The following is a 13,011-nucleotide window of genomic DNA, read 5'->3' on the forward strand; positions in this document are numbered from 1 at the left end:
GGTTTTGTAGCGGCGGGCAGGCACTGGAAAGCTCCTTTTGAATAGCAAGCCGTGATTTTAACCTTAAAGAAGGGATACTTTCACAGCCTCAGTGCCCACCCTACTGGATTTCAAGCCAGGTTCATGATCGGTTGAGATGGGGCCGAACCGATGGATGGCTCCGCTCGCCGATACGCCCCCGGCGGCACGCCGTATTTCTTCTTGAACGCTCGGATGAACCCGCTTTCGGATTCGAACCCGCAGGCGTTCACCACCTGCTTGATCGGTTGTTTGCGCATCAGCATGCCCACGGCTTCTTCCATTCGGTACTGCACCAGCACCTGGTGCGGGGTGCGGCCGAGGCGTTCCCGGAACAGGGTGTGCAGGTGGGATTCGCTGACGTGGGCGGCGCGGGCGATGTCGGCGACGCTGATGGCGCCCCGGTAATGGTCGGCGATGAAGCCGAGCGCACGGTGCAGCACCCGGTCCGGCAGGGTGCGGTCGGTGCTGACCGGTTGCGCGTGGACCTTGCAGCAGCCGTAGAGGTAGCGGCAAAAGTCGACGGACGGGGCGGTATGCCGCGCGAAGTGGGCGAGAGCATCGTCGCAGAACTGGCGCGGGCTGATGATGCCGTCCCAGTAGGACAGACGCGGCGGCGTCGCAATGCGGCCGGGCTCGATCTCGAACGCCAGGATCAGGCATTCGTAATCGTCCGAGCGGGCGTTGCTGTGAATGGTGCGCTCGCCACTGCGGTGCCAGATCAAATGACCCGGACCGACCACGAATTGTTCGCCGTCGACCTGACAGATCGCCTGGCCGTCGAGCACGAGCTCAAGCTCTTCGCGATGCTCGCGAATCGTTCGGGACTGGTAGCGGTGGCCATAGGTACCGAAATGCATCAGCGCCAGCAGGCCTTTCACATGATTCATCCGCGATACTCCATTGTTGTTATTGTGAAGTTCGCTGGTATGCAACCGGAATACGCCCTTCTTTGAGGGCTTTGGATAGATTCTATACAAAGAGCACGGATTATGAAAGCGCTTCCATGTAACGGAATTTTGTCGATGGGCTGTGTGCGTTGGCTGGGTTGGGCGGGACCGGTGGGCGGGGTTGGGGTTGTGGCTTGGGTTGTGTGTCGGATTACGCCGCTTCGCGGCTAATCCGACCTACTGGTGGCAGATCGTAGGGCCGAAGAGGCTACGCCGACATCGGCCGTTTTAAACCGAGGCACGGGACGATACGGCCGATGTCGGCGTAGCCTCTTCGGCCCTACAGGGAAACAATAAAAAAGCGGCCGGGGCGATGGCTTCCCATCATCGGCCCGGCCGCATGAGGCAACTGTGTGCCCGATGCCTAGCGCATCAGTTGGCGAGGATTCGCACGTTATCCACCTGGAAGTGAACGTTGCTGTGGTCGTCGGCCCACACCGGCAGAATCTCCAGGACCGAAGTCAGTTCCGCCCAGGTGAAGTCCGGATAGTCCGCGAAGCTGATCTCGTTGGTCACCCAGCTGCCGACGGTGTAGTTGAGGGCGATGTCACCCGTGTTGCAGTTATCCGGATCGCTGCTGCACACCGACTTGCCGACCATGCCGGTGGCGCCGGCCAGGTCGACCACTTTCAGGTCGAACTGGATGCGGCCACTCGACGCCAGGGACGACAGGTCCAGCGCTTCGGTGGTCGAGAACAGGACCACGCCTTTGTGAACGCTGGAATCGCCGTACTGGGCGTCGACCACGGTGCTGGTGCCGTCGTTGAAGGCGGCATCCAGGGTGATGAAGGACGGATCCTCGGCCCAGGTGTCGGTATTGGCGGCCCAGACGCCCGGCTGCTTGAACAGGTCGGTGTCCGCGATGGCGTCGATGTAGACGTCGGTATCGGCATCGACCACCGGGGCCGGTTCAGTCGGGGCGATGGCGCTGCAGTCCGGGTTTTCACCGGCCGTGTTCGGCACCCAGCGCACGTTTTCGACGGACAGATCCATGGTGTTGTCTGTGTAGAGCAAGAACGGTGTGTTGACATTGGTGATGTCCAGCCCGTTGTCCAGGAAGCACTGCAACGGCACGCTGATGTCACTCCATTCGCCCACGGTCAGGTCACCGAGCATGCCGGCGATGTTGATGTCGGCGCCGCAGGGGTACTCGCAGTGCATCGACAGGTTCACGGTAGACGATGCCGGTGCTTCGTTGACCTTGACGCGGAATTGCAGCGACGTTTGCGAATTGGCGTACGGGGAGAGGTCCGTGCCGGTCATATCGGTGGATTGGCTGTACAACTGACCGGTGGCGGCCCAATCGACACGCTTGGCGCTGTGCTGTATCTGACCGTCTTCTGTGGTGACGGTGACTTCGTTGCTCGGTAGCGTGGTCGTAGCGGCCGGGTCGACGCTGACGTCGGTGCCGCTCCAATTGGACGGGCCGCCGATGCGCAGGACGTAGTCGCCCTGATTAGCGCCATTGGTGAAGACGTCCAGCGGTTGATCGGTGGTGCCGGCATCGGTGACATCCGGAGCGTCGCAGCCCTTATCGGACCGGTCTTCGGCCAGCACGGACAAAGCACCGTCGTCCGCCGTGGTCAGCCCGAACCCATAAGGGAAGAGCGCGGTCTCGCCATCGCCCTTGTTCAGCGGCACCTGGCAGTCGGTCGCCGGCCAGCTGTAGGAGAGCTTGCCGCTGAATTCGAAGTCGCCGAACAGGACATCGGCCACACCGGCGCCTTCGGTGCCCGGCAGCCAGGCGGCGACGAACGCGTCGGAGTCGTTCAGTTCGGGATTCATCCACAACGGACGGCCGCCAACGTAAACGGTGACGATGGGCACGCCCGGCGCGTTGGTGCGCAGGGTTTCGAGCAGGGCGGATTGTTCGGCATAGTGCTCTTCGAAAGCCAGGGTTTCGTACTTGGTGATGTCGCCTACGCCCTCGGCGTAGGGCGGTTCGCCGATGACGGCAATGATGGCGTCGTAGGTGTCGTCGGCTTGGCTGCCGTCTTCGTTCAGTTCGATGGTGCCGTCCGCGGCCACTTCGACGATGCCGTCGAAAATGCTGTCGCTGTTCGGGAAGTCGGCGTTGGTGTTGCCGGTACCCTGCCAGGTCAGCGTCCAGCCGCCGGTCTGGTTTTCCAGGTTGTTGGCGGACTCGCCGGCCACCAGAATCTTGGCGTCCTTGGCCAACGGCAGGACCTGGTTTTCGTTTTTCAGCAGTACGAGCGACTCACGCACGGCTTCGCGCGCCAGGCTGCGCATCTCTGCAGTGGCCAGTTGCGCATCGTCTCCGGCATCGGTCCGTTCGCTCGGCTTGGGTTTGTCGAACAGGCCTGAGCGCATTTTCACACGCAGGATGCGGCGCACCGCGTCGTCGATCCGGCTCATGGCGATGTCGCCATCGTTGACGGACTGGATGGTGTTGTCGATGAAGGCTTTCCAGTCGTCCGGCACCATGATCATGTCGATGCCGGCGTTGATCGCCTGCGGGCAATCGGCGTTGGTGCAGCCGTCGACCTGGCCGATGCCGTTCCAGTCGGAGACGACGAAGCCGTCGAAGTTCATCTTTTCTTTCAGCACATCGGTCAGCAGGTACTTATGGCCGTGCACCTTCTCGCCCTGCCAGCTGTTGAAGGTCGCCATGACCGTCTGCACGCCGGCGCTCAGGGAGGAGTAGTAACCCTGGCCGTGGACGTTGATCAGGTCCGTCTCGCTGGCCAGGTTGTCGCCCTGGTCCTTGCCGAGCTCGGTACCGCCGTCGCCGATGTAGTGTTTGGCTGTCGCCACGACCTGGTCGTCGGAGAAATCGCCCTGCAGGCCTTCGACCATGGCGCCACCGTAGTGGTAGACGATCTCGGCGTCTTCGGAGTAGCCCTCGTAGGTGCGGCCCCACCGGTCGTCACGGACGACCGCCAGAGTCGGCGCGAAGGTCCAGTCGATGCCGGTCACAGCCACCTGTTTGGCGGTGGCTTCGCCGATGCGTTTGATCAGGTCCGGATCGTTGGCCGCACCCAGACCGATGTTGTGCGGGAAAATCGTCGCACCGTGAACGTTGCTGTGGCCGTGCACCGCGTCGGTGCCCCAGATCAGCGGGATGCCCGCCTTGCCGTCGTCGGTGTTCATCGAGGCGTCGTAGTACTGGTCGGCCAGGGCCACCCAATCGGCCGCCGTCGCGTATTTGTCGTTACCCGGCCAGGAACCGCCGCCGTTCAACACGGACCCGAGGTGATAATCGATCACGTCCTGGGGTGTGGCGTTCTTGATTTCCGGCTGGACCATCTGGCCCACCTTTTCGGCGAGCGTCATGTTCATCAACAGGGTGTCGATCTCGGCTTCAATGTTCGGATCGAGGTCGATGGCGCTGTCCACGCTGGGCCAGTCGGTGTGATCGGTCCGGTAACTGAGCGTCTGCGACTGTTTGGTGTCGCCGCCGTCGTCTTGCTGCTTATCGTCTTTGGCGTTGTCGGCCACGCAGCCGGTCAAAACCGCCAGCGCCGCCGCCGTCAACAGGGGAGTATGGAACTTCATGCTGTCATCCCAGGGTATTGTTGTTGTGGATGGGGCAGCATGAAGATTCAGGGGCGAGCGCTGAAGCGCACTGGAGGATTGGTCAGTATTTGGCGAGGGATGGACAGGTCAGGTATCGGCCAGAACGAATCGCCTTCGCCGCTGCACGATGATCAACCCGAATGACATCAATGCACCGGTCACCATCACGCCCAGCAGACTGGTCGGGCTGTGCTGATAGAACACGGCCGTCAGGGTCGCGCCCAGGGTACCCAGCCCCATTTGTACCGTACCGAGCAACGAGGCGCCGAACCCGGCGATGTCCGGTATCGGGTCCAGGGTGATCGCCGAGGCGTTGGCGAAGATCAGCCCCATGCCGAGCAGATAGACGACGATGGTCAGCCCCATCCAGAACAGCGGCAAGGGGTTGCCCCGGCTGACGTTGAACAGGGCCGCGGCGCCGATCAGGACGGCGAGGCCATAGAAAATGCTGCCCCAGTAAATCAGCCGGAGTTTGTCGAACCGGCGTACCAGGAAACGCCCCGACTGGGCCGAGGCCATATAGAAGGCGACCGCGAAGGCGAAGCCCCAGCCGACGAGGTTGGGCGAGAACCCGTAATAGTCCACCAGAACGGAACCGAGGCCGGTGGCGATGGAGAAGTAGGCGAAGAAGGTCGCGCCGACCAGCAAAGTGCCCCACACCGCCTGGGGCGTTTCCAGAAACCGGCCGAGGCTGGTCTTGCACTGCTGCCAGGGGTGCAGATCGCGTTGTGGTGTATGGGTTTCCGGCAAATACAGCACCATCAGCACCAGCGTCACCACGCCGACCAGCACATTCAACACCAGCGGCGCTTGCCAGCCGATCAATTGAACCAGCACGGTGCCGAAAATGGGGGCCACCATGGCGCCGGCGGCCAGCGCCGTCACCAATACCGCCATGATGTGTGCCAGGCGGATGCCGCTGTGGGTATCGCGCGCGATGGCGCGGGCGAGTACCGGCCCCACCGTACCGGCCAGCCCTTGCAGAAAGCGCGCGACCAACAGCACTTCCATCGTCGGAGCCAGCACGGTGGCAAGCGAAGCCAATGTAAACAGAATCATGCCAGCGTACAGAATGGGCAGACGCCCGAACCGGTCCGCCGCCAGCCCGACCGGGATCTGACCCAGCGCGTAGCCGCCCAGGTAGAGCCCGACCGTCAACTGACCCAGGCCGGGGTCGGCCCCGTAGGCTTCGATCATCAGCGGAATGGCGGGTATCAAACTGTCGATGGCGATGACGGACAGGCTGATGACCAGCACCAGCGTGACGTAAAAAGCGCGATTGGGTTCGGCCATGGGGTTCCTTCGAAGTGAGCGATCTGGCGTACAAGAGTCGCCAGTCTACTCCCGTCGAACCGAGCCCCGGTGCAACACAGCGTACTAAACATGAAACGCCCCGGGGCGGTACACTGACCGCCCTGAATCCACAGTGTCACGCCGCCCACAGGAGGCCGCCATGAAAACCCTCAAGGAGACCCGGCGCATCGGTCTCGGCTGCATGAACGTATCCCACGCCTATGGGCCGCGCCCCGGCGAAGCCGACGCCGCTCGGCTGATCAACGAAGCCCTAAATGCCGGCTACGATCATCTCGACACCGCCGCGCTTTACGGCGGCGGCAAGAACGAAGCCCTGCTCGGCAAAGCGGTGATGCACCGGCGTTCGGAATTCTGTCTGGCCAGCAAGTGCGGACTGTTTCTGAACGAGGAAGGCAAGAAGACCCTCGACGGCCGGCCGGAAACCATCCGCCGCCTGTGCGAAGCCTCACTGAAACGCCTCGGCACCGAGGTGATCGACCTGTATTACCTGCATCGCCTGGACCCGAACGTACCGATCGAGGAAAGCGTCGGCACCATGGGCGACCTGGTGCGCGAAGGGAAGGTCCGCGAACTCGGCCTGTCCGAAGTCTCGGCCCGGACCCTCCGGCGCGCCCACGCCGAACACCCCATTGCCGCGGTGCAAACCGAATACTCGCTGTGGACCCGCAATGCCGAGATCGCCGTCATCCCGGCCTGCGAGGAACTCGGCATCACCTTCGTCGCGTTCAGCCCGCTGGCGCGGGGGTACCTGGGCGGTGAACTGACCGACCTGAGTCACCTGCCGGAGACCGACATTCGCCTGAAAATGCCGCGATTCTCGGCGGAGAATTACCCGAAGAACCTGGCGCTGCTCGAACCAATGCGCAACCTGGCCGAGAGCCTGGACGTCACCCCCGCGCAACTGGCCCTGGCCTGGGTGCTGCACCGGTCGCCGTCCATCGTCGCCATCCCGGGCACCACCCGGACCGCGCATATGAAAGACAACCTGGCGGCGGAGGCCGTGACCCTGAATGACGACATCGCCGATCAGCTCGACGGTCTGATCAACACCCGCACCGTGTACGGCCCCCGCTACGCCACGGCCCAATTCTCCGAAATCGACACCGAGCGCTGCGAAGGCGAACCCGCTTAGGAACCTGCCGCCAGCCGCTTGCTCTCCGCGACCCGCTGAAAATACGTCGCCAGCGTCTTGCTGGCCGGCGTCAGCGGGCTCTCCCGACGGTGAATGATGTACAACGGGTAATCCGGAATGGGTTCGCGCACCGGCACCTTGGCCAGCAGTGAACGATATTGCGGTTGTTCCGCCATCTTCGCGGGCAACAGCGCCACGGCATCGGAATCGAACAAAAACGCCAGCGTGCTGGTAAGCGAATAACACTCCATCTTCGGTAACGGCGCGCTGAGCCCCGCCTCCTGGAATATCTTCACCACCAGCGGGCTGATGTTCGCGCCCGCGCCAACATGCACCCAGTGGGCATCGTCCAGTTCGGACAGGCTGGTGCAGTCCCGATAGCGACTGTTGGCGCTGGTCACCACCGCCATTTTCATCACCTCGATCTGCTCGACGATGAACTCCGACTCCGGCAACGGCTCCCACAACGGACACACCGCGAAATCGATGCTTCCCGCCCTCAGCTTCTCCACCGCCAGAGCCTGCAACCCCTCATGAATGTCCAGACGCACATTCGGACAATCCCGCTGGAACAACCGCACCGTCTTCGCCACCAGATCCACCGACGAAGACGGCGCCAACGAGATCCGCACCACCCCCTCCAACTGCCCACGAAGCTGCCGCACCTCCTCCAACGCCCGCCCGGTCTCGTTCCGGATCGCCCGAGCGCGCACCTCGAACGCCTCGCCATACACCGTCAGATCAATGCCCTTGGCACTGCGCGTGATCAACGGCACCCCCAACTCCCCCTCCAACTGCCGGATCTTCTTCGATAACCCTGGTTGCGACTGGTTCAACCGCTTCGCGGCGGCACGGATGCTGCCGGTCTCCACGGTAGCGAGAAAGGCTTCGATCAGGTCGAGTTTCATGGTTAGGCGTTCGTGCTTGGGTATAACACTAGGTTATCACGACAAAGAAACTGGCATCTATTGCAATAGGGCAGGCGGTGGTAATTTTCTGATCAACCACACGGCCCACTCGTGGCGAACATGGGCGAGTACCGGGTGCCGGGTGAGCCTATTCGGGGGTGTCGGCCGCCAGGCCGGTTTTTGCTCCATGCAAAACCGGCACTTCCGCCATCCATGGCGGTCGGACACGGCCGCCAAGCCCCCAGGGAAGGGTTGAGTGGGCGGCACCCCGCGCGACCCCGAATAGGCTTACCCGGCAACCGGTACGGATTCCTGGCACTGGTAAGACCGAACAACTGACTACCACTGCCATCCAGATCCGGAGAGGACAATGACACAGACTATAAAAACCCAGGTAGCCATCATCGGCGGCGGCCCCGCCGGCATGCTGCTGTCCATCCTGCTGCACCGCGAAGGCATCGACTCCGTGGTGATCGAACGCGCCACCCGCGACCATGTACTGTCCCGCATCCGCGCAGGTGTGCTCGAATGGAGCACCGTCGAACTGCTGCGCCGGGCGGGCGTCGGCGAACGCATGGACCGCGAAGGCCACGTACACAACGGCACCCGCGTCGCCTGGAAAGGCGAGCACCACATGATGATCGACTCCCACAAATACGCGGACCGCCAGTTCATGGCCTACGGCCAGACCTACATCACCGAAGATCTGTACGCGGAGATGGACCGGCTGGGCGGCGAAGTCCACCACGACGCCGAAGACGTCGTCCTGCACGAACTGACCGACCGCTCCTACGTCACCTTCAAACGCGGCGGCGAAGACTACCGCGTTGACTGCGCCTTCATCGCCGGCTGCGACGGTTTCCACGGCGTCTCCCGCCAGTCCATTCCGGATTCGGTGCAGAAGAATTTCGAAAAGGTGTATCCGTTCGGCTGGCTCGGCGTCATGTCCGAAACCCCGCCGCTGGACGACCTCTGGTACGTACAGCACGAACGCGGCTTCGCCCTCGCCTCCCAGCGCAGCCCGATGCTGAGCCGCTACTACGTCCAGTGCCCGATCGACGACAAGATCGAAGACTGGTCCGACGACCGCTTCTGGGAAGAACTGAAAGGCCGCTTCCCGCCGGACATCGCCAAACAGATCGTCACCGGCCCATCGATCGAGAAATCCATCGCCCCGCTGCGCAGCTTCGTCAGCGAACCCATGCGCTACGGCAACCTCTTCCTGGCCGGCGACGCCGCCCACATCGTACCGCCGACCGGCGCCAAGGGCCTGAACCTGGCCGCCTCGGACGTCTACTACCTGTGGCGCGCCCTGGTCACGCACTTCCACGAAAACAGCAACGCCCTGATCGACCGCTACTCCGAAGCCGCGCTCGCCCGTGTTTGGAAAACCGAGCGTTTCAGCTGGTGGCTGACCAACCTGCTGCACGTCTTCCCGGACCAGTCCCCGTTCGAAACCCGGACCCAGGAAGCGGAACTGGACAGCATCGCGCATTCCGAAACCGGGCTGGCCTGGTTGTCCGAGCAGTATGCGGGTTTTCCGATTGAGGATTGGGGATAGAAACGCCCGCTTTCATTGGGCTTTCATCTACACCATCACCGACACGTTGCACCCGCACATGGGGAGTCTTGCCCTCCCCGTGTGCCTGGAATGAAAGTGGGCGTGGTGACAGAGAAGCGTTTATCCACTAAGTGCCTTTGGAGGTGCTCATTTCGCAGGGGGCATTCACTGCGGTACCGTGAGCACGTTGGACTCGTAAAACTGCCAATAAGAGCCTTCACTTTCCGGATACACCAACCAGTCCCGCAGTATTTCCCGATGGGTTTCGGTGGTGCGGATGGATCGGATCGCCTGGTTGATATCCTCGATAACACGACGCCCCCATTCGGAACGCGTGCAGGCCACAGACCCGAGGACGATATTGCCACGATTTTCCTTTATGGGAACGAACTCCAATTGGTCCTGCAGATTCAGTGCCTGTTCGTAGTACCGCATCGTGTACGGGTATTCGATGGTGTATAACACACGGCCGAACTGCAGCATTTTGAAAATCGATTCGGTGGATGGCCCCGAACTGCGGATGATCGGTGCGGATTGTTCATACTGATCCAGAATCGGATCCAGCCGTGTTCCATACCCACGCCCCAGAGGTTGCCCAAGCGCCAAGTCAGAATCCTGCAACAAACGGCTCAGTGACAATTGCTCCGGACGACCCAATCGATCATAGGTTGACGTCAACATGACCAGCCCGTGTTCGTGGTAATGCAGATACGGCGCCGAACTGATACTGATATCCGGTCGGGTACCGTAGATCCAGGTGGAGAAACAGAGCGGCGACCCCTGCTCCATCGAATGAACCACCCGCCTGAGCGGAATGCGTTGAATCGTATGTTCGTATTGAGGAAGTGCTTTGATGATCAGCTGTTGAATTCGATCACCAAACCCCTGGCCCTGGTTTTCTCCCTCCAGGATATAAAACGGCTGTGCGTTATTAACCGCCCAGAGGATGGCGCCCTGAGATGCTTCCGTCTCTTCACTGGCCACATAGGTGGCAAGCAGGAACACCCACGAGGCCACCAAACACAGGGTTACCCGACTGACACCTTTCAATGTCGCCCTCCCTCCGCTTCCGTATTCAATCCGTTCCTGATTCAGGGATGAAAAAACTGCTGCAAAAAGAAACTTCGAACACAGTCACTACACACCCATCCACGCCAAAACAGCCACAAGGGTATAGCCGAGTACGCCCCATAAATGAACATTATACATAATCGGGTTTTTACCACGGCTATATACAGAATGCTGGCCCAGTGCATAGCCCGTTCTATGGATGGTGAACGCGTAATAGGCCGCTAAAGGTATGGATACAGGATAAATCCATGAGAAAACATCATCGACAACGAAGTTCAAAGCCAGCAATGACAGTATCGCCAGCACCAACAACGACTGAGCGGATTTTACCGGCTCAGCCTCTGAAGGAATCTCGCGCTTTGAAAACAGTGACTGCTTCTTGATTCCGCCGTCATCCGGTGAAACGTTTTGGGAGTCCGCAGTCGTTTTCCGAGCCATTAACCAATTTGCGTAGTCCTTGCCACATTGGGAGCAGCGCCAGTTGTGACTCTTTCGAAAGTCGGATTTTTCAAACCCACAGAATGGACAGGGTTCGCTCATGCAGCGCTCCTCACTGAACTCTGGTTAACCCTAATCGGAGAACGTCGGCCAGTAAACAAATGTATCTCAAGGGTTGCCCCTCTTACCAGCCCTCCCGAAGCATTGGACCGCCCGATGGGAGAGAAGTGAAGGAATAGCTTGTCCCTCTCCCTAACCCTCTCCCGACGGGTGAGGGGACTGTTTTTCTACCCAATCACCTCCAACGCCTCACTCAGCGTTGAGTGATACGAACTGACGCCGTCTACCGGTTTCACACCGGCCCGCGCCAGGGTTTTCAGCGGTTGGAACTGCAGGTCGGCGATGAGAATGCGGCTTCCGGTGCGCTGGCATTGGCTGATCAATTTGTTCAGTGCGGCGAGGCCGCCGGCATCCAGAATCGTTACGCCGTCCATGTAGAGGATGATGCCCTTGCGGGATTCGCACAGGGTGGCGAGTTCGCCGAATATCCGGTCCGCGGCGGCGAAGAAGAGAGGGCCGGTGATTTTGAAGACGGACCAGCCTTCGGGCAGGTCGACATCCACCAGTTTGCGGTTGTCGCTGATGTCGCGGACCCGGGTCATCTCGGCGATGTCCTTGACGAACAGCACGGCCGCCAGCAGTACGCCAACGGTGATCGCCATGACCATGTCGATCAGCACGGTCAGGGAAAAACAGGTCAGGAACACCCATAAATCACCGCGCGGGGCGGTTTTCAGCAGGTGCACCGCCTTCGGTGCCTCGCTCATGTTCCAGGCAACCATCAACAGCAGGGCGGCCATCGCCGGCATCGGCAGATAGGCGAGCCAGGGCGCGAGTACGACCAGGCCCAGCAGGACCACCCCGGCATGCACCATGGCCGAGATCGGGCTGTGCGCCCCGGCCTTGAAGTTGGCGGCCGATCGGGCCAGCGCCGCTGTGGCCGTGATGCCGCCAAAAAACGGGGTGACGATGTTGCCGATGCCCTGTCCCAGCAGTTCGCTGTTGGCGCTGTGCCGCTTGCCCGACATGCCATCCAGCACCACTGCGCACAGCAGCGATTCGATCGCGCCGAGCATGGCGATGGCGAAGGCGGCCGGCAACAGATCGGTCACCAGTGTCCAGCTCAAGCCAACCGGTTCGCCCTCAGCGCCCGGTCGCAACCAGGGCCATTCAAAGCTTGGCAAAAACGGGGGAATGCCCAGCCCGACGCTGCCGTCCGCCAATGCATAGCTGAAACGACTGCCGATGGTGTCAATGCCCAACCCCTGCGCATTCAGAACCGCGGCGACCAGACTGCCCACCAGAACGGCGGGCAAATGAGCCGGCACCGGCGTCTTCAGGCGTGGCCAGGCCAGCATGACGGCCAGGGTCGCCAGGGCTACGATCAGGCTTGGCCAATGCAGCGCATCCAGATGCGTCGCCAACACCGATACCTTCTCGATCGTGTGCTCGGGCATCTCCTCCAGACCCAGCCCCAGGAAGTCCTTCACCTGCAGCAAAGCGATGACCACGGCGATGCCGCCGGTGAACCCCAGGGTCACCGGCTCGGGTATGTATTCGATCAGGCGGCCGAGCCGCATGACGGCCAGCAGGATCATGATCACGCCGGCCATCACGGTCGCCATCAGCAGCCCACCCAGACCGTACTGCTGGGCGATGGGGTAGAGGATGACCACAAAGGCTGCCGTCGGCCCGGAAATGCTGAAGCGCGAGCCTCCGGTCAAGGCGATCAGGAAGCCGGCGACAATGGCCGTGTACAAGCCGTATTGGGGCGGCACGCCGCTGGCGATGGCCAACGCCATGGCCAGGGGAATCGCGATGATGCCGACCGTGAGGCCGGCGAGGCCGTCTTTGATCAGGTGAGAGGCGGAGTAACCTTCGGACAGGACTTCGCGTAGGGCGTGACCGACGCGAAGGGAAAACAGATGGGCGCGGTGCGGCATCCAAACTCCCGTTGCGGGTAAATTAGACATTCATTATATATCAAACGGCCCTGTGCCGGGTAGCGAGCCCGGCTCAGCG

Annotated in this window: 9 protein-coding genes; 2 read left to right on the top strand and 7 right to left on the bottom strand. The window is 61.4% G+C overall.

Features of this window, described 5'->3' with window-relative positions:
* Nucleotides 1-110 precede the first annotated feature (110 nt).
* The 3 genes from IE111_RS21075 to IE111_RS21085 all read right to left on the bottom strand — a co-directional run bounded on the left by IE111_RS21075 (nt 111) and on the right by IE111_RS21085 (nt 5,798).
* Nucleotides 111-908 carry an AraC family transcriptional regulator gene (locus IE111_RS21075; protein ID WP_189612579.1) on the bottom strand — a complete coding sequence of 266 codons (798 nt, stop codon included), beginning with the start codon at nt 906-908 and terminating at the stop codon, nt 111-113.
* A gap of 432 nt (nt 909-1,340) precedes the next feature.
* A complete protein-coding gene (locus tag IE111_RS21080) occupies nt 1,341-4,484 on the bottom strand; it encodes a glycoside hydrolase family 3 protein (RefSeq protein WP_189612581.1) in 3,144 nt (1,047 codons plus the stop codon).
* 108 nt (nt 4,485-4,592) lie between these two features.
* The gene (locus IE111_RS21085) at nt 4,593-5,798 is read right to left on the bottom strand and encodes an MFS transporter (protein WP_189612584.1); all 1,206 of its coding nucleotides are present in this window, start codon (nt 5,796-5,798) and stop codon (nt 4,593-4,595) included.
* 160 nt (nt 5,799-5,958) lie between these two features.
* On the opposite strand from IE111_RS21085, the gene IE111_RS21090 reads away from it, so the two are divergent.
* Nucleotides 5,959-6,951 (top strand): aldo/keto reductase, encoded by a 993-nt coding sequence (locus IE111_RS21090; RefSeq protein ID WP_189612586.1) that lies wholly within the window; start codon nt 5,959-5,961, stop codon nt 6,949-6,951.
* Here the strand turns inward: IE111_RS21090 and IE111_RS21095 are convergent.
* Complete coding sequence (locus tag IE111_RS21095) at nt 6,948-7,859, bottom strand: LysR family transcriptional regulator (protein ID WP_189612587.1); 912 nt, start codon at nt 7,857-7,859, stop codon at nt 6,948-6,950. The genes IE111_RS21090 and IE111_RS21095 overlap by 4 nt on opposite strands.
* A 370-nt stretch (nt 7,860-8,229) precedes the next feature.
* On the opposite strand from IE111_RS21095, the gene pobA reads away from it, so the two are divergent.
* Complete coding sequence (gene pobA / locus IE111_RS21100) at nt 8,230-9,420, top strand: 4-hydroxybenzoate 3-monooxygenase (protein ID WP_373300955.1); 1,191 nt, start codon at nt 8,230-8,232, stop codon at nt 9,418-9,420.
* 165 nt (nt 9,421-9,585) lie between these two features.
* Here pobA and IE111_RS21105 read toward each other — a convergent pair whose 3' ends face one another.
* The 3 genes from IE111_RS21105 to dauA form a co-directional block, all read right to left on the bottom strand.
* The gene (locus IE111_RS21105; RefSeq protein WP_189612589.1) at nt 9,586-10,470 is read right to left on the bottom strand and encodes a TIGR02285 family protein; all 885 of its coding nucleotides are present in this window, start codon (nt 10,468-10,470) and stop codon (nt 9,586-9,588) included.
* 87 nt (nt 10,471-10,557) lie between these two features.
* Nucleotides 10,558-11,031, bottom strand: a complete 474-nt coding sequence (locus IE111_RS21110; protein ID WP_189612591.1) for a hypothetical protein — start codon at nt 11,029-11,031, stop codon at nt 10,558-10,560.
* Nucleotides 11,032-11,216: 185 nt separating this feature from the next.
* On the bottom strand, nt 11,217-12,932 hold the full coding sequence (gene dauA, locus IE111_RS21115; protein ID WP_189612593.1) for a C4-dicarboxylic acid transporter DauA: 1,716 nt from the start codon (nt 12,930-12,932) through the stop codon (nt 11,217-11,219).
* Nucleotides 12,933-13,011: the final 79 nt, after the last annotated feature.

The sequence above is a fragment of the Saccharospirillum salsuginis genome (assembly GCF_014651855.1).
GTDB lineage: Bacteria > Pseudomonadota > Gammaproteobacteria > Pseudomonadales > Natronospirillaceae > Saccharospirillum > Saccharospirillum salsuginis.